The organism is Halomonas mongoliensis (assembly GCF_052496345.1).
This window is the reverse complement of sequence record NZ_CP199288.1, coordinates 2,337,505-2,363,384: the sequence shown is the minus strand read 5'-3', so window position 1 is coordinate 2,363,384 and position 25,880 is coordinate 2,337,505. Positions and strand designations below refer to the sequence as shown.

Genomic DNA, 25,880 nt, shown 5'->3' with positions numbered 1-25,880 from the left:
TTCAATAATGTTATGCTGCGCGCTCTCTCAACTCTTATCTTACTGAAAACCCTAGAAATTAAGTATAGCTTGGCAACATAACACCGACCATCATGCATGCCACATATTCCCGATGAACGTGCCTGCTGCCCTTGCCGGCATGGCTGCTTTGTGTCGACAGCCGCCCCTCGCCCGATAAATCGGGCTCCTACAAGCCCCCGCCGCGATGGCGGAGCTGGTGTGAAATCAGTCATCCGCTGACTCCCCGGTAGAACACCAGACAGCCCGCGATATCCTCGATATTCTCCGGCGGCTGCTCATAGCTCCACGCCACATCCTGGTGCTCGCCAAAAGAGAAGTACGAGGCATCGCCCTTGAAGGGGCAGTGGGTCACGGTATCGGAGGGGGTCAGCAGGTCCATGCGAACGTCGTCGCGGGGGAGGTACTGCCGCGGCGGGTAGCCGAGTTCGCGCAGTTCGATGGCGCGGGTGGTGTCGGCAAGCTCGGTGCCGTCGATGACGACGCGCACCCGGCGGGCGTGCGGGTGCAGGGTGATGCGGGGCTCGGGGGCATCGTCCATGATCATTCCCTGTGTGCTTTTTCTGATATGTCCACAGGGTAGCAGCCAGGGACGCAAATTTCCCTTCGCCCTTGGTGGCCAGAGGCCGGGCCCGGGCTCTCCTCACGAGCCGGCGGCGGGCTGCTCCTCTTCCGCCTCGAGGGGGTCCTCCAGGGGCTCGCCCTCCTCGTCCAGGAGCTGGCTGTCGTAGGCCGCCTGCAGGCCGCTCTCCTCCTCGGCGGCCTCTTCCTCCTCCGCCTGGGCGATGGCGCCCGGGTAGAAGGGCGAGAGGATGGCCACCAGGATGCCCAGCGCGGCGAACATGGAGAAGGCATCGGCATAGCCGAAGCCCTCCACCAGGCTACCGACCACCGGCGAGCCGGTCGCCTGCCCGAGCGATACCGCCATGAAGGGCAGCACCGGCCCCACGGAAAGGCGGCCGGGCAGCAGGCGGATGCCGGTCATCAGGTAGAGCCCCGTCAGGCTCATGTAGGCCAGGCCGAAGACCAGCGCCGAGAAGGCCGTCAGCAGCGGCTGGTCGGGGCTGGCCGCCAGCAGGGCGAGGCTCGCCGAGAGCATCATCAGCATCAGGGCCTGGGTGATGGGCGGGTTGTTGCGATCGGCCAGGTCGGCCACCACCGCCCCGCCGAGGCCGGCCACACCCACCGCGAGCCACAGCCAGGCGGTGGCGCTGGCGGGCAGGCCGCCGAGGCTCACCACCAGGTCGGGCGCGAAGATCCAGTAGGCGGCGGAGACGAAGCCCATCAGGAAGGCGAAGAGCGTCAGCCGGACCAGCCGCGACCAAGGCAGCTCGTCGAGGGGCGGCGGTTCGGCTGCGTTGGCGGGCACGATCCGCGAGACCGAGGGCAGGAAGAGCCAGGCGGCGACCACGCCAAGGCCGGCCAGCACGGCGAAGGAGAGGTAGGCGAGACGCCAGGCGCCAACCATGAAGAGCACCGTGGGCACCGCCACGATCACGCCGATGCTGGTGCCGGCATTCATCACCGAGCTGACCCGCCCGTGCAGCGAACGCCTGACGATCGCCTGCATGGCCGCCGTCAGCGCCGGCATCATCAGGCCGGTGCAGATCCCGCAGGCGAACACCCCGGCGCCCAGCATCAGCGGGCCGCTGGCCTGGCTGATCAGCCAAAGCCCACCGGCGCCGAAGCCGCCGGAGAGCACCGCCGCGTAGCGGGCGCCAAGGTGGCGGGTGACGAGCGGCGCGACCGCCGTGGCCAGCAGGAAGCTGATCAGCGGCAGCGAACCGATGATGCCGATCACGTAGGAGCTGAGCCCCAGCTCCTCACGAATGGGTGGCACGAAGAGCCCGAAGGCGAAGCGGGCGAGGCCGAAGCTGATCGCGATCAGTGCGGCCCCGAGTAGCGCGAATCCCGTGCTGGAAAGCCTCATCCTGCGTCCTCCGCCAGACTGCCACGAAGTGGTGGGTCGCAACCGGCGCCCGGTCGCCGCCCCTGGGTGCGCGATGGCGTGTCGGCACTTCCCCAGCGTGAAGCAGCATGGCGATATCGACAACCGTCGCGCTGTCACACGCGGTAATCTCAACGCCGGCAACACCGCGGCGCCGCCATGGCCACCTGCTCCTTGCCTGAGGCCGAGCCGCGGCTTGTCGCGCCGCTGGCGAGCTGGCATCGTCGAGAGGCTGTCCCACCAACAGGAGATGCCCGTGTACATCGCCATGAATCGCTTCCGGGTCAACCCCGAGCGCGTGGAGGAGTTCGAACAGATCTGGCTGGAGCGCGAGACCCACCTGCAGGGGCTGCCCGGCTTCGAGGCCTTCCATATGCTGCGCGGACCGGAACGGGAGGATCATGTGCTCTATGCTTCCCATACCGTGTGGCGCTCGCGGGAGGACTTCGAGGCCTGGACCCGCTCCGAGGCGTTCCGCAAGGCCCACGCCAGCGCCGGCCAGAGCAAGCGCGAAGGGCTCTACCTGGGCCCGCCGAACTTCGAGGGATTCGAGGTCATCCAGACCGTCGACAACGAGGAGACGACTCCATGAGCAACAAGGAAGCCTACGAGCAGAAGCTGCAGGCCAAACTGGACGAGTGGCAGGCCGAGATCGACAAGCTGCGCGCCAGGGCCAGGGGCGCCGAGGCCGAGGCCCGCATCGAGCGGGAGAAGGAGGCCGAACGCCTGGAGGCGAAGCGCGAGGAGATGCGCGAGAAGCTCAAGGAGCTGCGCGAGGCCGGCGACGACGCCTGGGACGATATCCGGGACGGCGCCGAACGCGCCTGGAAGTCCTTCAGCGACGCCTTCGAGAAGGCCAGAGACCGCTTCAAGTAAGCCCCTCGCAGCGCCAGCTCGGGCGCCCCTTCCTGGCCTCGCCGGCAGGACGGTGAGGCCAGGGTACCCCGGCATCAGGCCAACGACTTCCCGGCCAAGGAGGCGCCATGCCCGCCACCCGCGAGACTCCGCTCTCCCCCACCCTGGAGCGGCTGCACCTGGCGTGGGACCTGCTGATCATCGGGCTGGTGATCATCAACCTGGCCCTGCTGCTCTTCGACAGCCTCTTCCTGCTCGCGCCCCTCAACGCCGCCTTCGAGGCCGCCGCGCCCGGGCTGCACGCCGCCTACGACCAGCATGTCCATGCCCGCTTCATCGCCATCGACCTGGCCTTCGTGGCAATCTTCATCCTCGATGTCCTGCTGGGCTGGGCGGTGGCCATCGCCGAGCGGCGCTACCACCGCTGGTTCTTCTACCCCTTCGTGCACTGGTACGACGTGCTGGGCTGCATCCCGGTGGGCGGCTTCCGGCTGCTGCGCCTGCTGCGCGTCATCTCGCTGCTGCATCGCCTGCACCGGCTGGGGTTGATCGATGTGCGCCGCTGGTACCTCTATCGGGCGGTCGCCAAGTACTACGACATCCTGCTGGAGGAGCTCACCGACCGCATCGCCATCCGCATGCTCGACAACGTCCAGTCCCAGCTGCGCTCCGGCGACTCCCTCTCCACCCGGGTGGTGGAACGGGTGGTGCGGCCCCGCCAGCAGGCGCTGATCCGGGAGATCACCCAGCGCCTGGAGGCCATGGCGGGCAGCGCCTACGCCCATAATCGACCGGACCTCCTGCGCTATGTGCGCGGCCTGGTCGGCCGCACCCTGGCGGAGAGCCCGGAGGTGCAGCGGCTCAGGCGCCTGCCGCTGGGCGGCCAGCTGACCCGCGGGCTCGAGGCCTCGCTCGCCGACCTGGCCTGCCGCCTGGTCAACGAGGCCCTGGAGGGGCTGCAGTCGCCGGAGTTCTCCACCCTGGCGGAACACCTGGCCGAGAGCGGCTTCGACGCCTGGCTGCGCACGGACCCGCATACCGAACAGGTGACCGAACAGGTGCTGGTGGACATGCTGGAGCTGCTCAAGGAGCAGATCGCGGTCAAGGGGTGGCAGCAGCGCTATCGCTAGGCTTGCTCCGGGGCTTCGAGGTACGCCCCTGTTCGGCGCGGGTCAGTGGCTCCGCGCCGGATGGAACCCCTGCCCCCTCGGGAGGCACCATCATGCCCCGGGGCAGCCGATAAACCTCCAGGCCCGCTCGCAGGAAGCGCCCCAGGGTACGCTGGCCGATATGGCGCACCAGCAGCCGCGAGACGCCCGCCTCCTGCAGGGCAGTCAGCAGCTTGCAGCGCCCGCTGCAGGTGTCGGCATTCATGGGGTTGTCGATCCAGCGGGGAGACTCCCCCCCGACAACCAGCAGACGCGGGGATTTACCCAGATGGCCAGAAATATGCCCCTGGGTATTGACCGGAAATGCCGTGCTCATGCGCCTCTTCCTCCGTCGTTGTCGCTGTAGGCGTGTTACAGCTCTCTCACAGGATAATCGACAACGGCGCCGCCTTGAGTGCGACATTCTTCCGCACGGCGGCCGGCGCCGACTTTGCTAGGCTCACGGCTTTCCCAACCTACGAGGAGCCGCCTCCCATGCGCCCTGTCACCCTGCTTTCCGCCCTGGCCCTGGCCTTCGCCAGCCATGCCACCGTCGCCGCCGAGCGCGATGTCTCGGAGCTGTCATCCCCCATCGTGCTGCTGACCCCGGCAGTGGCCAGAAACGCCGACCAGCTCAGGCTCAACGAGACGCAGCGTGAAGCGGTACAGGAGTGGATGGCCACCAGCCCTGCGGTACGCGAGGCCCTCGAAGACCGCGTGGTGGCGGCCCGGGCCGAGCTCCGCGAGATGATCGTGCAGGGCGAGGAGCGCGCGAAGCGCGAGGAGAAGGCCGCCGCTATCGGCGAACTGGAAGCCGAGCTGCTGCTGATGCGCTCCGACTGCGCAGACCACTGGCGCAGCGTGCTCGACGAGGAGCAGTTCGCCCAGGCCCTCGAACTTGCCGGCCTGGCCGAAGCGCCCTGAGTCGGCCGGGGCCGCCTGTCACGAGCGGCCCCCGACGCTTCACGACGCCGACCCCATGACGCCCTCGAGCTCCTGCCGATAGGCCGCCGCGTGGCAGGCCGGGTCGACGGGAAAACGGCCGAGCTCGACCGCGAGTTCGAAGAAGCCCTGACGGGGCAAGGCCCCGCGGCGGCTGACCACCAGGGCGGCGATCAGCGGGCGCCCGGCCGCCACGTCCTCTCGCATCAGGGTTTCCAGCGCCACCGCCACCCGCCTGATGGTATGGGGCGGCACCAGCCCCAGGGCCTCGGCGGCCTGCTGGTAGGTGATCGGCACCCCCTCCGCGGGCAGCCCCTCGAGCAGTGCCCGCAGGCGCGGGGCCAGTTCAGCGCTTGCGCTCCCCGCTTCTTTCGCTTTCAAGGTCATCGGTTCGCCCTCCCCCGAGTCATCACTGCCTTACCACGACGCCCCATGGTAGCCGGGCGGCACCGCCCGCCGAAAGTCGGATAGCCGAGGCATCTAATGGGACGTATCATGCGCGCCAATTGACCACCGGGGAGCACCTGCGAACCCCGTGATTCCGCCGCCAGGGTAATGAAACTACCCGAGGCGACGGCCCTTCTTCTGTATGTAGTCATACTACAACCTCCTCTGCGCCTAATGGCGCGTTGTTCCGTGCCTTGGCCTTCGTCATAGTGAAGCCATGGTTCAGGACAAGGCATCGCTACCCCGACCCGCGACCTGAACCCGGCTACAACCTGGCGCCATGCAAGACAGCTGATCCGGGCGCCAGCAGCGAAGGTCTTTCCAAGCTTGTAAGCCTCGCAGTTGCAGTATCGGGCACTTATCAGGCCCGACCGTAGCCAAGGCACCAGAAATGCCATCGAAGATGGCCAATGATGACCTTGCTTGAGGATTGAAAAATGAACTGCATCCAGCTGAACCAACAAGCCGACCTGATCGCCAACACCTTCAGCAAGCTGGACCTCGCCAAGCTGGTGGTGGCCCTGAAGGGTACCGGTGAGTCGCTCCAGAATGCCGTCGAGGTGATCGACACCATCGACGCTCGCCAGGGCTACACCCTGCACGAGGCTTGGGAAGAGGTGCGCACCGGCGAAACTCGCCAGATGGCCACCAACGAAGACTGATCTCTCCTGCCGATTTTCCCCTGCCACATTGTGGTCTCTCTCCTCCCCTCTCGGGGAGGAGTTTTTTTATTCTGCAAAGGTCGGGTGATATTCAGTAGCCTCATTACCTGATCCAGTCACTTTCCCCCTTTCTGTCGTCACTCCACAACATCCTCTTCGCCCAATGGCGCGTTGTTCATTGCCTGGCGCTACGCCATAGTGGAGCCATGGTTAGGGACAAGGCATCGCCACCGCGATCCAGCGACCTGAACCCGGCTACAACCTGGCGTTACGCAATCTTCCGATCCGGGCGCCAGCAGCGAAGGTCTTTCCAAGCTTGTAAGCCTCGCAGTTGCAGTATCGGGCTCTTATCTGGCCCGACATGAGTAGCCAAGGCACCAGAAATGCCACCCTAAATGGCCAATGATGACCTTGCTTGAGGATTGAAAAATGAACTGCATTCAGCTGAACCAACAAGCCGACCTGATCGCCAACACTTTCAGCAAACAGGACCTCGCCAAGCTGGTGGTGGCCCTCAAGAGTCACGGCGACTCCCTCCAGGATGCCGTCGAGGTGATCGACACCATCGACGCTCGCCAGGGCTACACCCTGCACGAGGCCTGGGAAGAGGTGCGCGCCGGCGAGAGCCGCCTGATGGCTGCCAACGACGACTGATTTATCCTGCCCTCCCCTGCATGTGTGCTCGCCCCCTCCTCGGAGGGGGCTTTTCTTTTCTGGTTCGATTGGATGGTTCGACTGGGTGGTTCGGCCGAATGGATCGGCTGGAGGATTGGGCTGGATTGCTGGGCTAGAGCGCCCGCCTTCCCTTCCAGTCCTCCAGGTCCAGCTCGGGCTTCTCCGCCCGGAAGCGGCCATAGAGCTCGATGCCCCGAGGGTCCTCGAGGATCTCCACCTGCACGCCCCTCTCTCTCAGCAGCGCCTCGGTACCCGAGGCGTTGGTGATATCGCCCACCACCACCCGGGCGAAGCCCCGCATATGGAGCAGGGTGGCGCAGATTTCGCAGGGGCTCAGGGAGGTGAAGAGCGTGGTGCGGCTGAAGTCGAGGCGCCCGGCGTCGCGAATGGCGGCGGTCTCGCCATGGTTGTAGGGATGGCTCTCCTGCACCAGGGTGTTATGCCCCTTGCCGACGATGCGACGACTCTCGTTGTCGATGATCACCGCACCGATGGGGCAGCCGCCCTCGTCGAGGCTCTTGCGGGCCAGCAGCACGGCGATGCGCATCAGGTCGGCATCGCTCAGGCGACGCGTGAAGGCATCCTCCATCAGCACCGGCAGGCTTGCGGTGGGCATATGGGCGATGGCGGCCAGAGCCGCCTCGGTCACTTCCGTGCCCGCATTCAACAGGGTTTCCATTCTGCCTCCGTTCGAGTATTCGCTGGCTTGCTGGCCCGACCTGCTCCGGCAGGCAAGGGCCATCGGCATTGGGTATGCTGAGGACACCCTTGCGCCAGCCAGAATAGCGCACTCGACAAGGAGGAGACGCCATGCCTGCCTTTCGCCCGAGACACCGCCGGCGTGGCGGGCCCTGGCCACCGCTGCTGGCCAGGCTCGCCCTGGGGCTGCTGGTCGCCGCTGCCCTGATGATGGGCGGGGCGGGACCGGCCCACCGGTTCGAACTGCTGTCCCCGGGAACCGCCTTCGACCTGCTGCGCCTCGGCGCCTACCTGGCGCTCGGCGCTGCGGTACTGGGGCTGATCACCCTGGTCGCTGCCAGCCTCTGCCGCCGCTGGCGTCCGGCACTGACGGGCGGGCTTGTGCTGCTGGTCGTGGCGGCCATGATGGCGGTGCCCTGGCAGCTGATGCAGCGCGCCCAGTCGGTACCGCCGATTCACGACATCACCACCGACCTCGACGCTCCCCCCGCCTTCGAGGCGCTGGCCGAGGCCCGGGAGGCGGCCCCCAACGCTGTGGGCTACCCCGGGGAGTTCGCCGACCCGCAGCGCGAGGCTTACCCGGAGATCCGGCCGCTGCTTATCGATCTGCCGCTGGCCAGCGTGCTCGGCGCCGCGGAGGCCGCCGCCCTGGACCAGGGCTGGGAGATCGCCTCGCTGACCGAGACCGGGCTGGAGGCCACCGCGACCACCTTCTGGTTCGGCTTCCGGGACGATGTGGCGGTCCGCCTCACCGAGACCCCGGCCGGTGTGCGGGTGGATGTGCGTTCGGCCTCCCGCATGGGCCGCAGCGATCTGGGTACCAACGCCGCCCGCATCCGGGCCTATCTCGACGCCCTGCAGCAACGCACTGCGCCCTGACGAGGCCGCGAGCCCCTCGAGACGACAGGGGAAGTGCCGAGCGACGGCATCGACCCTTCAAGACACGACTGGAGACACCGCCCCATGGAAGAGCTCGGCCTGAGATGGCTGCTGGGTCAGGCCGTGAGCCTGGTGGCACTGATGCTTTGCCTGGTGGCCTTTGCCAGCAGGCGCGACGACCGGCTGTTCGTGCTGCTGATCTTCGCCAATATTGCCTTCGCCGCCCAGTTCGCGCTGTTCGAGAGCTGGGTCGCCGCGGGCATCTCGGCGCTGATCGTGCTGCGCATCGTCCTGGTACGCCGCTTTCCGCGCAACCTCGGCCTGATGGCGGGGATGCTGCTCGCCACCCTCGCCGTGGCGGCGCTGACCTGGAGCGGCCCCCAGGATATCCCCGCCCTGACCGCCGGCCTGCTGGGCACCTGGGGCATGTTCATGCTCAAGGGCATCCCCATGCGCCTGACCCTGGCGGTAGCGGCGCTGTGCTGGGTGGCCAGCAACCTGCTGGCCGGCTCGATCGGCGGCACCCTCGCCGAGTCCCTGATCTTCGTGACCAATGTGATCACCGTGCTGCGGCTGCGCCGCGATGCCCGCCTGCGCTATATCCACGGGTGAGACGGGCGCGCCTCACTTCATCTCGAAGCCGCGCTTGACCAGGAACTCCCGCATATGGGGGCGCAGCTTGGTATCGAAGAGCGGCGTGAGGTTCTGCGACCAGGTGCTCTGCTTGTTGCCGCCCTTACGCGACTGGTAGTAGGCGTGCATGGTGTCGTCGAAGGCGGCCACCAGCTCGCGGTCGTCGCTGTAGGTATCCTCCTTGAGGACCGCTTCCACCGGCAGGCGGGGCTTGACGTCCGGCTCATGGGCCGGGTAGCCGAGGCACATGCCGAACACCGGATACACATGGTCCGGCAGGCCCAGCAGGTCGCTGATCGCCTGGGGGTTGTTGCGCACGCCGCCGATATAGCAGATGCCGAGCCCCGCGGATTCCGCCGCCACGGCCACGTTCTGGGCCATCAGGGCGGTGTCCACGGTGGCTACCAGCAGCTGCTCGGTCATGCCGCGCACCACCCGGGCACCGGTGCGCTCGGCGGCCTCGGTGGGGCGCTTCATGTCGGCACAGAACATCAGGAAGGCGCCGCAGCTGGCCACATAGCCCTGGCCGCCGGCCAGCTCGGCGATCTTCTCGCGATTCTCGGGGCGCTTCACGTGAATGACCGTATAGGCCTGCACGTGGCTGGAGGTGGCGGCCCCCTGGCCGGCGCGGATCAGCTCCTCGAGAAGCTCCCGGGAGACCGGCTGGTCGGTGAACTTGCGAATGGAGCGGTGGGACTTGAGCAGTTCGATGGTGGGGTTCATGGGGCCTCGCTGGCACGGTGGAGGGGGAAACGCCTCTACATTAACGCTTTCCTCTCGCCGCTGCAGGCCCGCGCGGCATCTCGCACGAGGCAGATCCAGCGCAGAAAAAAGGGGCGGCAAGGCCGCCCCCAAACCACCACACGAGTGTCATCAGGGAGTGTCGATCAGAAGAAGCCCAGCGGGTTGGTGTCATAGCTCACCAGCAGGTTCTTGGTCTGCTGGTAGTGCTCGAGCGCCACCTTGTGGGTCTCGCGGCCGACGCCGGACTTCTTGTAGCCGCCGAAGGCGGCGTGGGCCGGGTACTGGTGGTAGCAGTTGGTCCACACCCGGCCGGCCTGGATGCCGCGCCCCATGCGGAAGGCGACGTTGATGTCGCGGCTCCACACCCCGGCGCCGAGGCCGAACTCGGTGTCGTTGGCGATGGCCAGCGCCTCGGCCTCGTCCTTGAAGGTGGTCACCGCCACCACCGGACCGAAGATCTCCTCCTGGAAGACGCGCATCTTGTTGTTGCCCTTGAGCAGGGTCGGCTGGATGTAGAAGCCCTTGTCGATGCTCGGGTCCAGGCTCTCCTTGTCGCCACCGGTGAGGAACTCGGCGCCCTCCTCCCGGGCGATGTCCATGTAGGACATGATCTTGTCGAACTGCTCCTGGGAGGCCTGGGCGCCCACCTGGACGTCGGTGTCCAGCGGGTTGCCGCGCTTGATCCTGCCGACCTTCTCCATGACCTTGGCCATGAAGGCGTCGTACATGGATTCCTGGATCAGCGCCCGGGAGGGGCAGGTGCAGACCTCGCCCTGGTTGAAGAAGGCCAGCACCAGCCCCTCGGCGGCCTTGTCGATGAACTCGGGCTCGGCGTTCATGATGTCGGCGAAGTAGATGTTGGGGGACTTGCCGCCCAGCTCCACCGTGGAGGGGATGATGTTCTCGGCGGCGCACTTGAGGATATGCGCGCCTACCGGGGTGGAGCCGGTGAAGGCGATCTTGGCGATGCGCTTGCTGGTGGCCAGCGCCTGACCCGCCTCGGCGCCGTAGCCGTTGACGATGTTGACCACCCCCGGCGGCAGCAGGTCACCGACCAGCTTCATCAGCTCGAGGATCGAGGCCGGGGTCTGCTCGGCGGGCTTGAGCACCACGCAGTTGCCGGCGGCAAGGGCGGGGGCCAGCTTCCACACCGCCATCAGCAGCGGGAAGTTCCAGGGGATGATCTGCCCCACCACGCCCAGCGGCTCGTGGAAGTGGTAGGCCACGGTATTGGCGTCGATGTCGGCGGCGGTGCCCTCCTGGGCGCGGATGCAGCCGGCGAAGTAGCGGAAGTGGTCGACCGCCAGCGGCAGGTCGGCGTTCAGCGTCTCGCGCACCGCCTTGCCGTTGTCCCAGGTCTCGGCCACGGCCAGCATCTCGAGGTTCTGCTCGATGCGGTCGGCGATCCTGAGCAGGATGTTGCTGCGCTCGGCGGCGGAGGTCTTGCCCCAGGCCGGGGCGGCGGCGTGGGCGGCATCCAGCGCCTTGTCGATATCCTCGGCGGTGGAGCGCGGGATCTGGCAGAACACCTCGCCGTTGACCGGGCTGACGTTGTCGAAGTATTCGCCCTTCACCGGCGACACGAACTCGCCGTTGATGTAGTTGCCGTAGCGCTGCTCGAAGCTAATGACGGCATCCGGGCTGCCGGGATTGGCGTAGATCATGACGCAACTCCTGTCTCTGTTGTTGTAGGGGCTCGCTCGGGCGGTGCGCCTCGGGTCTCGAGCCTGTCTTCAAGCGTAGAGGAATTCCCGACGGGCACTATCCTGCCATGGGCTCCCCTACGGGGGTCTTTAGTAGTAGTTGCAGGCGCCGACATCACGGCGCCTCCCCCCACAGCCAGCGCTGCTCGTAGCGGGGGTAGAGGTGGCTGAGGCTGCGGGTCAGCTCGTACTCCGCCAGGGCGAGGCCCGCAAAACGCTCGGGCAGCGGCGCCTCCCGCACCTGGTTGGCGGTAGCGCCTCGCGAGGCCTGCTCGTCGAAGTGTCGATCGAGCCAGGCCAGGTAGTCCCGAGTCTGCGCCAGGGCCGCACCCTCATGATCGACGGGGCCGTGGCCAGGCACCATCACCCGATAGCGCAGCGCCTCCAGCCGGTCGAGCTCCTTGATCCACGCCTGGAGCCCGGGAGTATGGGGCGTGGTGGCGGTGCGCTGGTGAAAGACCAGATCGCCGGCGAACAGCACCCCCGTCGCCGCGTCGAAGATAACCAGATCGGCACCGCTGTGGCCGCGGAAGGCATGCAGCTCGAGGGGGTAGCCGCCGAAGTCATGCCGCCCGGGTGCCACGGCGCGATCGGGCAGGCGCAGCCGGGTCCCGGCAAAGGCCTCGCCCAGCAGGCGCCTGAGGTTGGCCTCGAAGGCCGCGGCATCCCGAGCCATGGCCTCGGCGGTGCCGGCCAGGGCCAGCACCTCGGCGTTGGCGAAGGCCTGGTTGCCGAAGACGTGGTCCGGGTGGTGGTGGGTATTGAGCACCCAGCGCACCGGCTGCCCCGTCAGCGCTATGATCTCCGCCTCCAGGGCCTCGCCGAGGGTGCGGCTGGGCCCGCTGTCGATCAGCACCACGCCCTCTCCGGTGGCGATGACCCCCAGGTTGGCGATCAGGCCGCAGTTGTCGGCGGCGATCTCCTCGCGAGCCCCCTCCACCACCCAGGTGGCCGGCGCCACCGGCGTAAGCTCAGGCTCGCAGGCCAGCAGCGGCGGCGCCAGCAGCGGCGGCGCCAGCAGCGCCAGCACCGCGGCCAGGCCGGCGCGACCGCGCCTTGCATGACGCAACATGGCAGTCTCCCTAGAGGGCAATCGAGAAGCGGTTGCCGTTGTTGTCCCGGGCGCCGACCCGATACCCCCCCTCCAGAGGCTTCATGTGCAGGCCCAGGGCGGGGTTCTCGCTGACCGAGGCTTCGATGGCCAGGGTGGAGATGAGCTCGCCGCCGGCATCGAGCACCTCGAAGCGCTGGATATGAAAGGCCGGCTGGCTGGGAATCAGCCCGCTGTCCATGGGGTGCATCACCCTCAAGCGCAGCTGGCTCTGCTCGCCGTGGTCGAAGCGCCGCCCCGCCACCTCGCCGAAACGCTCTTCCCAGCGGCTCTCGGTCGTGGCGATGCCCGGCGTGGTGCAGCCACCCCCCTCGGCCTCGATATGCGTAGAGCCGATATGCCAGACGCCATGGCGCTGCACGGCGACGCGCACCGGCGAGGCCTGCTCCAGCCTCACATTGAGAGAGAGCCTGGGGAGCCCATGGCTGCGCGGGTCATAGTCGAAGATCAGGGGGATGGGGTTGAGCTCGACCCAGGCCAGCATGCGCTCGAAGTCGTCACCCAGCTCGCCGGCGTCGATATCCAGGGGCACCTGCCCGGAGTCCTCGGCAAAGCCGGGGGCGCTCAGCCGCACTCGGCTGTCGAAGACGTAGGGCGCATCGCCCAGATAGCGCTCTCGATAGAGCTCCCACATGAAGGACCCAAGCGGGTCTGCCGAGCTGGTGAAGGCCTCCTCGGCCGGGCCGGCTGGCGCCGGGCCTGCCCGCTCTGCGTCCCCCGCGCCCTGGGCCAGCCCCCACAGCGGTATGACGACCAGCGAACAGCCGCTCAGCCAGATGCCCAGGCGGTTGCGATTCTGCATCATCGGCACTTGCCTCCTCGGATGGCGTCGGATCAGCGGCCTGCCGTCTCGAAGCTGACGGTCTCGAGCCAGGCGCGTATGGCCCAGAGGCCCTCCTGGCTGACGTAGTCGGACATGCGCGGCATCAGCACGCGCCCGCCGCGCTCCGAGCCCTGGGTGACCAGCTCCTTGTACCACTCGTCTCCCCAGGCACCGTTTTCCAGCTCGCGCAGATCCGGAGCGATGCCGCCGGACTTGGCCTCCAGCCCGTGGCAGGCCGCACAGTTGGCGTTATAGGCGGAAGCGCCCACGTCCACGGCGAGCTCATGCTGGGGGTGCTCTTCCCGATAGGGGTTCTCGTCGAGCCACTCATCGCCCAGGGGTTCCAGGCCGCGGGTATCCACCGGCTGCGGGGTCACATCGCCGTGGGAGAGCGCCTGGCCGGACAGCAGCAGCGCCAGCATCCCGGAGGCCAAAGCCGCCGAGGCGGCGTGCCGGCGGCGTGACGGTCGAGCAGTCGGTGTCATCTTGTTGTTGGTGGTGCAGCTCATGGTGCAGCCCTCGTCAAAGGAAAGGTGGAATCACCCTGCGAAGGCTAGGCAGCGGCCGGATATCCAGAAATGGCGCCTTGGTGGGCATCGCCTCCTTCCTTGGTCGTAGTGCCAAGTCAGTAGGCAAACCGGGACCAGAGTGCCTGAAACAGGAGGCCGGCCGCGCACTAGAGTGGAGTCCGATGGTCGGCAACCGCCCGACCCTTCGCTCACCTCGACATGGGAACCCCACCATGACAAGAACAACACCGATCGCCCGCCCCCGGCTCCCGATTCGCCTCAAGACCCTGACCGCCGCCGTGGCCTGCGCCTCGGCCCTGGGTCTCAGCGCCGCCAGCATGGCCACTCCCGTCACCTGGGAGGACATCCTCACCGACCACGAGAACACCGAGACGGTGCTGGGATACGGCATGGGCGTGCACGCCCAGCGCTACAGCCCGCTGGACAAGATCAACGCCGACAACGTGCACATGCTGACCCCGGCCTGGTCCCACTCCTTCGGCGACGAGATGCAGCGCGGTCAGGAGTCCCAGGCCCTGGTGCACGACGGCGTCATCTATGTCACCGGCTCCTACTCGCGGATCTTTGCCCTGGACGCCCGCACCGGCAAGCGGCTCTGGTCCTACAATCACCGCCTGCCCAACGACATCCGGCCCTGCTGCGACGTGGTCAACCGCGGCGCCGCCATCTACGGCGACAAGGTCTTCTTCGGCACCCTGGACGCCGGCATCGTGGCCCTGAACAAGGACACCGGCGAGGTGGTCTGGCGGGAGCGCTTCGGCAACCATCGCGCCGGCTACACCATGACCGGCGCGCCGACCATCATCCAGGACCAGGAGACCGGCCGGGTGATGCTGATTCACGGCTCCTCGGGCAACGAGTTCGGGATCGTGGGCAAGCTCTTCGCCCGGGACGTGGAGACCGGCGAGGAGATCTGGATGCGGCCCTTCGTGGAGGGGCACTTCGGCCGGCTCAACGGCGAGGAGAGTACGCCCAGCGGCGACCCCAGCGCCCCCTCCTGGCCCGACGACCCCGACTCCGAGACCGGCAAGGTGGAGGCCTGGAGCCACGGCGGCGGGGCCCCCTGGCAGAGCGCCAGCTTCGACCCTGAGACCAACACCATCATCGTCGGTGCCGGCAACCCCGCCCCCTGGAACGGCTGGGCGCGCACCTCGCCGGACGGCCACCCCTCCGACTACGACAGCCTCTACACCTCGGCCCAGGTCGCCGTCGACCCCACCACCGGCGAGATCAAGTGGCACTACCAGCACACGCCCAACGACCACTGGGACTTCTCCGGCAACAACGAGATCGTGCTGTTCGACTACGAGGACGAGACCGGCCAGCTGGTCAGGGCCGGCGCCCACGCCGACCGCAACGGCTTCTTCTATATCACCGATCGCACCAACGGCGACCTGCTCGACGCCTTCCCCTTCGTGGACAACATCACCTGGGCCACCCATATCGATCTGGAGACGGGCCGCCCCGCCGAGGTCGAGGGGCAGCGCCCGCCCCGCCTGGAGGAGGGCCAGACCCGCTCCGAGCCGGTAGAGATCTCGCCCCCCTTCCTGGGCGGCAAGAACTGGAACCCCATGGCCTACAGCCAGGACACCGGGCTCTTCTACGTGCCGGCCAACCACTGGAAGGAGGACTACTGGACCGAGGAGGTGGAGTACAGCGAAGGCTCGGCCTATCTGGGCATGGGCTTCCGCATCAAGCGCATGTATGACGATCACGTCGGCATCCTGCGCGCCATCGACCCGCTGACCGGCGACATCGCCTGGGAGCACAAGGAAACGCTGCCGCTATGGGCCGGCGTGGTGGCCACCGCCGGCAACCTGGTCTTCACCGGCACCGGCGACGGCTACATCAAGGCCTTCGATGCCGAGAGCGGCGAGGAGCTCTGGAGCTTCCAGGTAGGCACCGGGATCATCTCCCCGCCCATCACCTGGGAGATGGACGGCGAGCAGTACATCGGCGTGACCACAGGCTACGGTGGCGCGGTGCCGCTGTGGGGTGGCGACATGGCCGAGCTGACCCGGACGGTGGCACAGGGGGGCTCCTTCTGGGTCTTCAAGCTGCCGGACTTCGCCCGCGACCTGGCCGCCAACTGAGCCAGACGACCCCGCCGGCCGCCACGGGGCGGCCGGCTCTCTTCCGGAGGAGCGTCACATGTCCCATACCACTTCCCTGCGGCGTCATCTCGGCGGCCTTACCCTGGGGGCGCTGCTGCTCGGCCCCTCCCTGGCAGCGGCGGAGGACGCCGCCTACGAGGCGCCCGTTCACAACGGCTGCGTGCTGGAGGCGTACACCCAGTGCCCCGGCGCCGACCTTGCCGGCGCCGACCTCGCCAACCTGGAGCTGCACGGCGCCGACTTCTCCGGCGCCGACCTCACCGGCGCCGACCTGCGCCACGCCAACCTGCGCGGCGTCAACCTGGAGGGGGCCGACCTGCGCGGCGCCAACCTCAATCGCGCCCGAATGATCAACGCCAACCTGCGCGGCGCCGACCTCGGCCAGGCCAGCCTGGTGGGGCTCGAAAGCTGGAACCTGTTCGGCCAGGGGGCCATCTTCGACGGCGCCGACCTGACCGGCGCCAACCTGGAGTTCGGCCGCCTGACCAAGGCCAGCTTCCGCGACGCCATACTCCACGGCGCCAAGCTCGAGATGGCCTGGATGAACCGCACCGACATGCGCGGCGCCGACCTGCGCGACGCCAACCTGCAGGAAGCCAAGCTCAGCATGTCGCGGCTCGACCATGCCGACCTGAGCGGCGCCCGCCTGCACTACGGCAACTTCCAGCTGGTGCAGATGCAGGGCTGCACGGCCTGCCCCGTCGACTGGATGGACTGACCCATGTGGCCGCGGCTGGCGCTCACCGTGGTGCTTTTCGGGCCCTGGGTACCGGCCGCCGGCGACTCCTTCAACGCCGAGGGCTACCGGCTTCCCCCCTACCGCAGCGCCGTCACCGCCCCCCTGGAGGGGGCCACTCGCCTGAGCACCGAAGGGGTGTACGAGCTGCTGCTGCAGCACGGCAGCGACGTCTCGCTGATCGATGTCTACCCCCTGGCCTGGCAGGACGGCGTCTTCCTCCAGGCCTACCCGCACCTCTCGCTGCCCGGTGCCACCTGGCTGCCCAACGTGGGCAGCGCCGCACTCACGCCATCATGGCAGGCCTACTTCGTCGACGCCCTCGACCAGCTGGCCGATGGTCACCCCGAAACGCCGCTGGTATTCTTCTGTCGGCGAGACTGCTGGCTCTCCTGGAACGCCGCCCGCCGCGCCCGCGACCTGGGCTACCGGCGAGTCTACTGGTACCCGGATGGCATCGACGGCTGGCAGGAGGCCGGTCACGACCAGGCAGCGATATGCCCGGCTCCGCTGGGCGACCACGCCGCACTGAGTCCCTGCCAGCCCAGCGTCAGGGCGCGCTAGCGAAGGTGGGCGTGCGCTCGTCACCAGGCAGGTCCGTCAATAACAACGCAAGGCTCAGATCATGTACAAACTGCTGATCGCCGACGACCACCCGCTGTTTCGCGAGGCCATCGGCCGGGTGATTCAGGATGGGTTCGCTGGCGCCGAGATTCTGGAAACCGAGGATCTCGAGACGACGCTGGCCCTGGCCGGCGAGCATGAAGACCTCGACCTGGTCCTGCTGGACCTGAACATGCCGGGCATGAACGGCCTGGCGGGACTGATCGAGCTGCGCAACGCCATGCCCACCATTCCGGTGGTGATCATCTCCGCCGAGGAGGACAAGCAGGTGATCCTCCAGGCCGTCACCTACGGCGCCATGGGGTTCATCACCAAGTCTTCCCCCCGGGACAAGATGACCCGCGCCATCGAGCAGATTCTCGACGGCAACATCTACCTGCCGCCGGACATCATGCGGGAAACGGCCAAGACACGCCGCTCCCACCAGGAGTCGTCCATCTCGGCCCACCAGCTCGATACCCTGACCCGCAAGCAGCTACAGGTCCTCGAGCACATGACCCGTGGCGAGTCCAACAAGATGATCGCCTATCACCTCAATATCGCCGAGACCACCGTCAAGGCGCATGTCTCCGCCATCCTGCGCAAGCTGGGCGTCAGCAGCCGGGTCCAGGCCATCCTGGCAGCCAGCGATATCGACTTCAGCCGCTTTACCCGGCCGTCGTGAAGCCGCCTCTCACGGGGGGGTGACCAGCTGGGCCAGGGCCAGCCGGAGACGCAGGGGCTTCACCGGCTTGTGGAGCAGCTGGTAGCCCAGCGCGCGGACCTGCTGACGCAGGGCATTGCTGTGGTTGGCGGTAATCGCCATCACCGCCAGCGGATCGCGCCGGCGCGCATTGATCCGCTCGGCCACGGCGAGCCCGGTCTCGCCGTGATCCAGGTGATAGTCGACGATCAGCACGTCCGCCGCCGCTTCGGCCAGGTCCAGCTGGGCCGACAGCGCCGCCTCGCTCTCCGCCACCCAGACCCGACACTCCCAGCGCTCCAGCAGGGTCTTCATGGCGTGGCAGATATCGCTGTCGTTATCCACCACCCAGACCCGGCACCCCGCCAGATCGACCCGGCCGGCGGGCGGCGCCGGCAGGGCCGCCGCCCCGGGCGCAGCGGCGATCTCCCCATAGGGCAGGGTGATGCTGAACAGCGAGCCCGCCCCGACCCGGGAACGCACCCGCAGCGGATGGTCGAGTATCCGCGAGATCTTGTCGGCGATGGAGAGCCCGAGGCCAAGTCCCCGGTCGCTGCGCACCGGCCCATCCAGGCGGCGGAACTCCTGAAAGATGGCCGCCTGTTCGGCTTCTTCGATGCCGATGCCGCTATCGCCGACCTGGATCTCGAGCCCGTGGGAGCGCCGCCGGCACCCCAGCAGCAGACGCCCCTTCACCGTGTAGCGAACCGCATTGCTGAGAAAGTTGCGCAGGACCCGGCCCAGCAGCGAGATGTCGCTGACCACCACCGCCCGACAGGGCACATGGCGCAGCTCCAGCCCTTCACTGGCCGCCACCTGGCGGTACTCCCGCGCCAGGCCGTCGAGCAGCTCCGCCACGGGAAAGGCGCCGATGTCGGGGGTGATCACGCCGGCGTCCAGCCGCGAGCTGTCCACCAGGGTGGCCAGCAGCGACTCCACATCCTTGAGGGAGCGACCGATCAGGCCGACCAGCTCGCCGCCCTGGGACGTGGTGACCTGCTCCTCCAGGGCGCCCACGAAGAGCCTGGCGGCGTTGAGCGGCTGCAGCAGGTCATGACTCACCGCCGCCAGGAACTTGGTCTTGGAAAGGTTGGCCGCCTCGGCCTCGGTCTTGGCCTCGCGCAGGCGCTGCTCCGCCTGGGTGCGCTCGTGGATCTCGGCGCGCAGCTGACGATTGACCCGGGTCAGCTCGGCGGTACGCTCGCGCACTCGTTGCTCCAGGTTCTGATAGGCGTGGCGCAGCGCCTCGGTGGCGCGCCGCCGCTCGGTGATGTCGCGCACCAGCACGAAGACGCCGATCACACCGTCATCGCCGTTGCGGTGAGGCACATAGGAGCGCAGCAGCACCCGCTCCTCGCCGCTGGCGCCGGTCTCGGCCAGCTCGAAGGAGAGGCTCTCTCCCTGCAGCACCCGCTCCAGATAGGGAATCAGGCGCCGGCAGTGCGCCTCGCTGTGCAGCTCGTGCAGTTCGCCGCCCAGGCGCCTGCCCCGAGGCCAGCCGTACCAGCGTTCATAGCCGCGGTTGACGAAGGCGTAGCGCAGGTCTCGATTCAGGTAGGCGATCATCACCGGCAGCTCGTCGGTGATGGTGCGAATCCAGCGCTCCCGCTCCAGCAGGGTCTGGGCATAGTGGGTACGCTCGGTGATATCGGTGAAGGTCAGTACCCGGCCGCCGCCGGGCATGGGGTGGCCACGCACCTCCACGATGCGACCGTCGGGGAGATGCTGCTCCCGAGCCGCGGCCAGGCTACGCACCTCGAGTCCCGCCACCAGCGGACCCAGACGCTCCAGCGGCACGGCCCCCCCGGTCGCCAGGGGAGCGGTGAGCCCGGCCAGGGCCAGGCAGCGCCGGTTGCACATCTCGAGGCAGCCGTCCGCCGCCACCACCGCCACCCCCTGGGAGAGGCTGTCGAGGGTAGCTTGGAGCAGCCGCGACTTCTCGGCCAGGGCGTGCTCGCGCTGAGCGCTCTCCTGCCGCTTGAGCTCGGTGATATCCACGTGCAGCACCACGCGCCCGCCGCCGCGGGTGGGGCGCTGATGCACCTGCAGCCAGCGTCCGTCGTGCAGCTGGTAGACGATGGAGCGGTCCTCCTTGCCCAGCCATTCACGCACCACCAGGCCCGAGCTGCGCGCCCGGTGGCGCAGGGCATCCAGGGTCATACCGCGCCGCACGCGAATGCCCGCCGGCAACCAGAGCTCGGCGAAGCGGCGGTTGAAGCGCTCGATGCGCAGGTCGGCATCGAACAGCACGAAGGCATCGGTAATGCTCTCGATGGCGTCGACCAGAGTCTGGCTGGCACGCTCCGCCCTCTCCCGGGCCTCCGCCAGCAGCCGATTGCTGCTGCGCAGCTCATGCAGGGTCTGGTTGAGCGCCCAGGTGCGCTCACGCACCTGCTCGGCCAGCAGGGCGGTATGCTCGAAGGCGGCGTAGGGGGCGCTGCGGGGCAGAGTGCCCGCCTCGACCCGCTCGATCAGCGCCGCATTGATGCGCCGGAGCCGCTCCACCTCCCGGGTCAGGGCCTCCTCCCGCGCCGTGGTCACGCCTGCTCTCCCGGCCGCGTCCGAGGCGGGCGCCCCAGATAGACGCCGGTAAAGGTCTGGTTGAGATGCAGGCCATCATAGTGTTCGCCATAGGTGTTGAAGCCCACCACTCGATAGCGCGACAGCAGCGACCTGGCCTGGGGAAGCAGGCCGTCCTGGTTCACCTCCAGCCGGCGCAGGCAGCAGTCGCAGCCGATCACCAGGCCGGGCTCGCCCAGGCGCTCGGCCAGGGTCTCCAGACCCGCCTCGAGCCCGCCAAGCAGCGGCGTGGGCGCCATGGCGGTCAGCACGATGCCGTTCTCCACGGCGCAGTAGAAGCTCAGGCTGTGGTCCGGGTTGACCCGCTGGATCGCCCGCACATAGCTGCGCTCGTTGAGCTTGACCGCCAGGGGATGGCGGGCGAAGACCTCGGCATCGAGCGCCTCGACGGGCACCCCCACCAGCCGCGCATACTCCAGGGCCGCGGGCTCGGCGTTGAGCTCCAGCACCCGGCGCCGCTCGCGGTCCACCGCGGTCACTACCAGCTTCTCGCTGCGCGGCCGCAGATGGTGAGTGGAGAAGACCTCGAAGTCGAGCCGGGTATTGAGCATCACCACGGCGGCGGCCGCCGAGTGGAAGCGGCCGCCGCCGTAGACGTGGGTACCCGCCAGCTTGTCGTCGCCGGCACTGCCGCCGAAGTGGGGAATGCCGGCCAGGGCGGCGTTGAGGGTCGCCAGCACCTGCTCCTCGCTGGCGGAGAGGCCGTCGAGCAGGGTCACGGCGAAGCTGTGCCCCTTGAGGGGCGCCACCCTGGCCGCCTGACACTCGCCGAGCAGGGTGTCGACCAGCGTCTGGGCGGCGGGCAGGCTGACGTTATCGAGGTCGTCGATCACCGCATGGGCGAAGGCGAAGTCGCGATCCGGAAAGCCGATGGCCACCACGCCACCCCGGGCGTAGCCTTGGGTGGTCAGCTCGCCGGCGGTGGTGCAGCCGCAGAGAGGCACGCCGCCGAAGTGGCGCTCCAGGGCCTGCCCCAGCGCGTCGAGGTCATACTCCGCGGAGCAGAAGAAGAGCACGCCGCTGGGCCGGCAGGACAGCAGGCGGTCCGCCAGCTGCCGGGCCGCCTCCTCGGGCGCGCCGGCGCAGGTGTGAGCAAAAGGTATGGCGTCCGGGCCGGACGGCGAGGTCGGCACCAGGGGCGTGGCAAGGGATGCGGTCATGGCCGGGCTCGCTCTGTCGACGAATGCCCTGCCAGTCTAGGGGGCCCCCGACCGGGGAGAAATAGCACTTGAGTGCCGCTCTCCGGCGACCCCGCTACGACCAAGGTGGCATGCCGCGGCCTGAAGCCGATGCCATTGCCAGGCGTCCGGCCTGGCCAGCAGCCGCTCCAGACAGCCCCTCAGCACCTCGCCATCCAGCGCCTCCAGGGAACGCTCCAGCCGTCGCCAGTCGGGCTCACACGTTCCCTCCCGCAGCGCCTGCCACTGGCAGCGCCAGGCCTCGGCCTCGCTCTCGGGCACCGCCAGATCGGCGCGCAGTGCCGCCAGCCGTCGAGCCAGCTCGTCTCCTCCTGATGGCAGCAGGGCCCGCCCCTGCACGGCCAGGAAGTCCTCGATGGCCAACCGCAGCGTCTTGGCATTGGCCCCGGGCGACTGCACCACATAGCCCAGGCGCGGCCGCCCTGCCGCTTCCCGATAGCGCACCGCCGCCACATAGCCGAGCCCGCGACGCTCGCGCATCTCGACCAGGAAGGGGCGGTCGTGGCACTGGCCCAGCAGGCGCAGGCAGAGCCGCTCCAGGGGCGTCGACTCCCCCTGGAGCAGCAGCATCAGGGCCGCCCCCTCGCCTTGCGGGGCAACCGATGCCTCCCGGCGCCGATCCGGCCTGCCGCCCGCCACGGCAGCGCTCGCCACCTCCAGCAGGCGCCGGCGCAGCATCGGCGCCGGGGGCGCCTCGGCCCAGCAGAGCGGCAGTGACGGCGTCGCCTCGGCCTGGCTCAGCCGCGCCAGCAGCCGCTGGGCCAGCAGCCCAGCGCCGGGCGCCCGAGGCAGGGCCGCCCGGGGCCAGGCCTCCAGCAGCGCCAGGGCCACGGGCGGCAGCGCCTCCTCACCGCGCAGGGCCAGCCAGGCGCCCCGGGCATCCTCACCCAGCCACAGCTCTCCGCCCCGGGCGCGGAAGGCCTGGCGCAGCGGCAGGCTGGCGGTCTCCCAGGCGGCCAGGCGCTCCCCCGACGCCGGCCAGCCGAGGCAGAGCCAGGGACGCCGGCTGGTACCGCCTCGCCACACCGTCAGGGGCCGCTCTGCGCAGCGTCTCGGCTCTCCTTGGTGACCGCGGCGCTGGCTCGCAGCGACCCAGCGCACCGGATCAGCATCTCCGGGCCAGGGAGGCGGTGGCGGGCCGCGCCGGGGCCAGGCCAGAGGCACCCAGGGCGTGGCGCTCTCCGGCACCCGGCGCACCTGCCCCGGCGGCAGCTCGCGGCAGGCGAGCAGCAGGCGCGGCAGCGTCCCACTCAACTGCACCGCCGGCGCAGGCGCCTCGGCCCGACAGCGATTCAGCGCACAGTGCCGGCGCACCTGACGCTGGGGCCACGTCGCCAGGGCTTCCTCCGGCAGCCGAGCGGGGGCGCCCGGGTCGTCACTCCGGGCCAGCAGCGATGCCAGGCGGGAGCGGCACAGCTCGGCGGCCTCGCCCCAGTGCCGCTCGCCCGACTCGCTGAGACGCAGGGTCAGGGCCAGCGCCTCCCCGGCACCCTCCGGCCAGGCGGTGGCGGAGAGGTCCTGCAGCCAGCCGCGCCGACACAGCGCAGCGGCCAGCTCGCCATCCTCGAGCCCCAGCGCCAGCGCCTCCAGGGCATCGGCGTGCTGCGCCCGGGTCCCCGGCTGCAGGGGCCAGAGCAGCTCCAGGGCTCCGCTGACGCCCGGTGAACGCCAGGCGACGCCGCCGGGGGCCGTCCAGCGCCAGGCGGCGGCGTTCGACACGCCCACGGCGTGCCCCCCTCCCCAGCCCGGCAGGCGCTGGCCGGCGGCCTGAATCGCCGCCCACTGATGGGCCAGCGGCTGCGGCGCCAGGCTGGCCAGCACCATGCGAGACGCCCGGTAGTGGCGGCGATGAAAGGCGCGCAGAGCAGGGCACGGCGCCCCCCCGAGGCTGAGCCGGTGCCCCGCATGGCAGCCTCGGGCAGGATGCTCCACCGCCACCAGGCGCGACAGGGCGGCAAGCCGATGCAGGGCCGGGTCGCCGCGGCGCGCACGGAACTCGGCGTCGATCACCGCGATCTCCCTGGCCACCGCCTCGGGCGCCGCCTCGTCTGTCAGCAGATCCGGGGCGGCCACCAGGTCGACCAGGCGCGCCAGCCCCTCTGCCAGCTGCGCCGCCGGCAGGCTCAGGTGGTAGTCGGTGGTCGCCTCCGAGGTACGCGCGTTGTAGCGCCCGCCCACCGCGCCGACCCAGTCGGCCAGGGCGAGCCCCTCGCGGCGCGGGTGAAACAGGCAGTGCTCGAGCAGATGCGCCAGGCCGCGGTGCCGCGGCGGTTCATCCAGCCAGCCGGCGGCCACGCCCAGCGCCAGCCGCGCCAGCCGCGCCTGGCGCGCCGCCGGCACCTCGGCCAGGCGCACCTCGAGGCCGTTGGCCAGCCGTCCCTCGGCCAGGCGGCTGCCGGGCGGCAGCCCCCTTGGCGGCAGCTCACGCCAGTCCGTCATGGGTCAGCAGTCCATGCAGCAGCACCCGCAGCTTGCCGGGGCGCAGCGGCTTGTTGAGCACGTGGAGTCCGGCATCCCGCAGCCGCTGGCGCCACGCGTCGGAACGGTCGGCGGTGATAACGACCGCCGGCAGCGCCGGCGCCCGCCAGTGGGCGCGCAGCCGCTCGACCAGGGCATCGCCGGTATCGGGGCCGTCAAGGTGCAGGTCCACCAGCAGCGCCGCCGGCGCCTCGGGGCACGCCTCCAGCGCCTCCTCGACGTCCAGCGCCAGATGGCAGTCGAGCCCCCAGCCGCGCAGCAGCTGACCCATGCCGACCAGGATGCTGGGTTCGTTGTCGATGACCAGCACCGGCTGGCCCGCGAAGCGCACCGGCGGCGGCGCCGGGCCCGGCGGCTCGCAGGGAGGCAGCGGCCGCCCGCGCGCCAGCGGCACCCGCACGGCGAAGCAGGAGCCCTGCCCCGGCCAGGAGTCGACCCTGACCTCGAGCCCCAATCGTGTGACGATGCGCTCCACGATGGCCAGCCCCAGCCCGACCCCCTGGCGGTCCCGGGCCCGGGATGCGCCCAGCTGGTGGAACTCGTCGAAGATCACGCGGCGCTGGTCGGGCGGGATCCCGGGGCCGGTATCCCACACCTCGAGCCATACCGCCCCGCCGCGGCGCCGGGTGCCCAGCAGCACCCGCCCGCTTTCGGTATAGCGGCAGGCGTTGGAGAGGAAGTTGCGCAGCACCCGGCCGAGCAGCCGGAAGTCGCTGTTCACTCGCCAGCGCCCCACCGCCTGGCGGACGCTCAGGCCCTTCTCCCGGGCCCGGGGCGCATACTCCGCCATCAGCTGACTGGCCAGCTCGCCCAGGCAGAAGTCATCCAGCTGAGGCTGGATGCGGTCATGATCCAGGCGGGCGATGTCGAGCAGGTCGGTCAGCAGCTCCTCGGCCCCCTCCAGCGAGAGGTGGATGCTGCGCGCCAGCTCCGCCTCGGCCGGGGCCAGGGGGCGCTCCTGCAGGGTGGCCACCATCAGCCGCGCGGCGTTCATGGGCTGCAGCAGGTCGTGGCTGGCCGCCGCCAGGTAGCGGTCCTTGCTGCGGTTGGCCTGTTCGGCGGCGTCTCGCGCGTCGCGCAGCTCGGCGTTGAGCGCTTCGAGCTCCCGAGTGCGCGCCTGAACCCGGGCCTCCAGCTCGGCGTTGAGCTCCTCCAGCCGTCGCCGGGCACGCTCGCGCTCGGTGATGTCGGCCACGAAGGCCTCGACCAGCGAGGCCTCGCCGCCGTTGGGCTTGGGCAGCAGGGTCATGGAGACCGCCACCTCGTGGCCCTGGCGTCCCCGCAGCCGCGTGGTGAAGCCCGCCACCCGCCCCTCCCGCACCAGCCGCCGGCGCAGGCGCTGCAGGTCGCAAGGGTCCACGAAGAGCGCCTCCAGCGTGGTGCAGCGCTTCAGGGTCTCCGCCACGGAGGCATCGCCCAGCATGCTGGCCAGGGCGGGGTTGGCGGCCCGCAGCCCGCCGCTCATGGAGGCCTGGAAGATGCCGTGCAGGGCGTTCTCGAACAGCCACTTGTAGCGGTTGCGTTCGTTCTCGAGCTCGGCCATGCGCGCCGTCAGCTCGGGGTAGTAGCTCTTGCGCGCCGAGTGGCTGCCCAGCCCCAGCAGCTCGCTGACCGAGAAGCCATCCGGGTCGGTCGGCTTCTTCATGGACG

The 25,880-nt window shown here is 69.2% G+C and carries 26 protein-coding genes; 12 read left to right on the top strand and 14 right to left on the bottom strand.

Annotated features, from left to right (window positions below; all coding sequences use genetic code 11):
- Nucleotides 1-229 precede the first annotated feature (229 nt).
- Both ACRYRV_RS11185 and ACRYRV_RS11180 read right to left on the bottom strand, forming a co-directional pair.
- Entirely contained in the window at nt 230-559 is a 330-nt protein-coding gene (locus ACRYRV_RS11185; RefSeq protein WP_444985121.1) for a DUF427 domain-containing protein, read from the bottom strand.
- 102 nt (nt 560-661) lie between these two features.
- Nucleotides 662-1,948, bottom strand: a complete 1,287-nt coding sequence (locus ACRYRV_RS11180) for an MFS transporter (protein ID WP_444985122.1) — start codon at nt 1,946-1,948, stop codon at nt 662-664.
- Between the two features lie 274 nt (nt 1,949-2,222).
- On the opposite strand from ACRYRV_RS11180, the gene ACRYRV_RS11175 reads away from it, so the two are divergent.
- The 3 genes from ACRYRV_RS11175 to ACRYRV_RS11165 all read left to right on the top strand — a co-directional run bounded on the left by ACRYRV_RS11175 (nt 2,223) and on the right by ACRYRV_RS11165 (nt 3,951).
- The gene (locus ACRYRV_RS11175; RefSeq protein ID WP_299315276.1) at nt 2,223-2,558 is read left to right on the top strand and encodes an antibiotic biosynthesis monooxygenase family protein; all 336 of its coding nucleotides are present in this window, start codon (nt 2,223-2,225) and stop codon (nt 2,556-2,558) included.
- Nucleotides 2,555-2,842: a coiled coil domain-containing protein gene (locus ACRYRV_RS11170; protein WP_253445363.1), complete on the top strand. Its 288-nt coding sequence runs from the start codon at nt 2,555-2,557 to the stop codon at nt 2,840-2,842. The genes ACRYRV_RS11175 and ACRYRV_RS11170 overlap by 4 nt, the downstream gene beginning before the upstream one ends.
- Nucleotides 2,843-2,949: 107 nt before the next feature.
- Nucleotides 2,950-3,951 (top strand): ion transporter, encoded by a 1,002-nt coding sequence (locus tag ACRYRV_RS11165; RefSeq protein WP_444985123.1) that lies wholly within the window; start codon nt 2,950-2,952, stop codon nt 3,949-3,951.
- Here ACRYRV_RS11165 and ACRYRV_RS11160 read toward each other — a convergent pair.
- On the bottom strand, nt 3,923-4,306 hold the full coding sequence (locus tag ACRYRV_RS11160; RefSeq protein ID WP_444985124.1) for a NifB/NifX family molybdenum-iron cluster-binding protein: 384 nt from the start codon (nt 4,304-4,306) through the stop codon (nt 3,923-3,925). The genes ACRYRV_RS11165 and ACRYRV_RS11160 overlap by 29 nt on opposite strands.
- Before the next feature lie 158 nt (nt 4,307-4,464).
- On the opposite strand from ACRYRV_RS11160, the gene ACRYRV_RS11155 reads away from it, so the two are divergent.
- A complete protein-coding gene (locus tag ACRYRV_RS11155; protein ID WP_309635904.1) occupies nt 4,465-4,893 on the top strand; it encodes a hypothetical protein in 429 nt (142 codons plus the stop codon).
- Between the two features lie 39 nt (nt 4,894-4,932).
- Here ACRYRV_RS11155 and ACRYRV_RS11150 read toward each other — a convergent pair whose 3' ends face one another.
- Complete coding sequence (locus ACRYRV_RS11150) at nt 4,933-5,298, bottom strand: hypothetical protein (protein ID WP_253445374.1); 366 nt, start codon at nt 5,296-5,298, stop codon at nt 4,933-4,935.
- Between the two features lie 497 nt (nt 5,299-5,795).
- Between ACRYRV_RS11150 and ACRYRV_RS11145 the strand changes: the two genes are divergently transcribed.
- Nucleotides 5,796-6,020 carry a hypothetical protein gene (locus tag ACRYRV_RS11145; protein WP_253445376.1) on the top strand — a complete coding sequence of 75 codons (225 nt, stop codon included), beginning with the start codon at nt 5,796-5,798 and terminating at the stop codon, nt 6,018-6,020.
- A gap of 429 nt (nt 6,021-6,449) precedes the next feature.
- Complete coding sequence (locus ACRYRV_RS11140; RefSeq protein WP_309635905.1) at nt 6,450-6,674, top strand: hypothetical protein; 225 nt, start codon at nt 6,450-6,452, stop codon at nt 6,672-6,674.
- Between the two features lie 133 nt (nt 6,675-6,807).
- On the opposite strand, the gene ACRYRV_RS11135 is transcribed toward ACRYRV_RS11140, so the two are convergent.
- Entirely contained in the window at nt 6,808-7,374 is a 567-nt protein-coding gene (locus ACRYRV_RS11135) for a nucleoside deaminase (protein WP_444985125.1), read from the bottom strand.
- Between the two features lie 131 nt (nt 7,375-7,505).
- Here ACRYRV_RS11135 and ACRYRV_RS11130 point away from each other — a divergent pair, with 131 nt between their 5' ends.
- Both ACRYRV_RS11130 and ACRYRV_RS11125 read left to right on the top strand, forming a co-directional pair.
- The gene (locus tag ACRYRV_RS11130) at nt 7,506-8,273 is read left to right on the top strand and encodes a DUF1499 domain-containing protein (RefSeq protein ID WP_444985127.1); all 768 of its coding nucleotides are present in this window, start codon (nt 7,506-7,508) and stop codon (nt 8,271-8,273) included.
- Between the two features lie 84 nt (nt 8,274-8,357).
- Nucleotides 8,358-8,885, top strand: coding sequence for a YgjV family protein (locus ACRYRV_RS11125; RefSeq protein ID WP_444985128.1), 528 nt, complete (start codon nt 8,358-8,360; stop codon nt 8,883-8,885).
- 12 nt (nt 8,886-8,897) lie between these two features.
- On the opposite strand, the gene nfsA is transcribed toward ACRYRV_RS11125, so the two are convergent.
- The 5 genes from nfsA to pedF form a co-directional block, all read right to left on the bottom strand.
- Nucleotides 8,898-9,629 carry an oxygen-insensitive NADPH nitroreductase gene (nfsA, locus tag ACRYRV_RS11120; RefSeq protein ID WP_444985129.1) on the bottom strand — a complete coding sequence of 244 codons (732 nt, stop codon included), beginning with the start codon at nt 9,627-9,629 and terminating at the stop codon, nt 8,898-8,900.
- A gap of 164 nt (nt 9,630-9,793) precedes the next feature.
- On the bottom strand, nt 9,794-11,314 hold the full coding sequence (gene exaC / locus ACRYRV_RS11115) for an acetaldehyde dehydrogenase ExaC (RefSeq protein WP_444985130.1): 1,521 nt from the start codon (nt 11,312-11,314) through the stop codon (nt 9,794-9,796).
- 154 nt (nt 11,315-11,468) lie between these two features.
- Nucleotides 11,469-12,425 (bottom strand): quinoprotein relay system zinc metallohydrolase 1, encoded by a 957-nt coding sequence (locus ACRYRV_RS11110; RefSeq protein ID WP_444985131.1) that lies wholly within the window; start codon nt 12,423-12,425, stop codon nt 11,469-11,471.
- A gap of 10 nt (nt 12,426-12,435) precedes the next feature.
- Nucleotides 12,436-13,269, bottom strand: coding sequence for a quinoprotein dehydrogenase-associated SoxYZ-like carrier (locus ACRYRV_RS11105; RefSeq protein WP_444985132.1), 834 nt, complete (start codon nt 13,267-13,269; stop codon nt 12,436-12,438).
- Nucleotides 13,270-13,298: 29 nt separating this feature from the next.
- A complete protein-coding gene (pedF, locus tag ACRYRV_RS11100) occupies nt 13,299-13,709 on the bottom strand; it encodes a cytochrome c-550 PedF (RefSeq protein ID WP_309636059.1) in 411 nt (136 codons plus the stop codon).
- Nucleotides 13,710-14,029: 320 nt separating this feature from the next.
- Here pedF and ACRYRV_RS11095 point away from each other — a divergent pair, with 320 nt between their 5' ends.
- From ACRYRV_RS11095 to ACRYRV_RS11080, 4 genes are all read left to right on the top strand, one after another.
- Nucleotides 14,030-15,910 (top strand): PQQ-dependent methanol/ethanol family dehydrogenase, encoded by a 1,881-nt coding sequence (locus ACRYRV_RS11095; protein WP_444985133.1) that lies wholly within the window; start codon nt 14,030-14,032, stop codon nt 15,908-15,910.
- A gap of 58 nt (nt 15,911-15,968) precedes the next feature.
- Complete coding sequence (locus tag ACRYRV_RS11090) at nt 15,969-16,649, top strand: pentapeptide repeat-containing protein (protein ID WP_253445402.1); 681 nt, start codon at nt 15,969-15,971, stop codon at nt 16,647-16,649.
- Nucleotides 16,650-16,652: 3 nt separating this feature from the next.
- Nucleotides 16,653-17,231 carry a rhodanese-like domain-containing protein gene (locus tag ACRYRV_RS11085; RefSeq protein ID WP_444985134.1) on the top strand — a complete coding sequence of 193 codons (579 nt, stop codon included), beginning with the start codon at nt 16,653-16,655 and terminating at the stop codon, nt 17,229-17,231.
- 61 nt (nt 17,232-17,292) lie between these two features.
- On the top strand, nt 17,293-17,955 hold the full coding sequence (locus tag ACRYRV_RS11080) for a response regulator (RefSeq protein WP_253445407.1): 663 nt from the start codon (nt 17,293-17,295) through the stop codon (nt 17,953-17,955).
- A 9-nt stretch (nt 17,956-17,964) separates the two neighbouring features.
- Here the strand turns inward: ACRYRV_RS11080 and ACRYRV_RS11075 are convergent, their stop codons facing one another.
- Genes ACRYRV_RS11075 through ACRYRV_RS11060 form a run of 4 tightly spaced genes read right to left on the bottom strand, consistent with a single transcriptional unit; the run spans nt 17,965 to nt 25,875 of the window.
- Nucleotides 17,965-20,514 (bottom strand): NahK/ErcS family hybrid sensor histidine kinase/response regulator, encoded by a 2,550-nt coding sequence (locus ACRYRV_RS11075; protein ID WP_444985135.1) that lies wholly within the window; start codon nt 20,512-20,514, stop codon nt 17,965-17,967.
- On the bottom strand, nt 20,511-21,713 hold the full coding sequence (nosP, locus tag ACRYRV_RS11070; RefSeq protein ID WP_444985136.1) for a nitric oxide-sensing protein NosP: 1,203 nt from the start codon (nt 21,711-21,713) through the stop codon (nt 20,511-20,513). Before nosP ends, ACRYRV_RS11075 begins: the two co-directional genes overlap by 4 nt.
- A gap of 36 nt (nt 21,714-21,749) precedes the next feature.
- The gene (locus ACRYRV_RS11065; protein ID WP_444985137.1) at nt 21,750-24,191 is read right to left on the bottom strand and encodes an insulinase family protein; all 2,442 of its coding nucleotides are present in this window, start codon (nt 24,189-24,191) and stop codon (nt 21,750-21,752) included.
- Nucleotides 24,175-25,875, bottom strand: a complete 1,701-nt coding sequence (locus tag ACRYRV_RS11060) for an ATP-binding protein (RefSeq protein ID WP_444985138.1) — start codon at nt 25,873-25,875, stop codon at nt 24,175-24,177. The genes ACRYRV_RS11065 and ACRYRV_RS11060 overlap by 17 nt, the downstream gene beginning before the upstream one ends.
- Between the last annotated feature and the right edge of the window lie 5 nt (nt 25,876-25,880).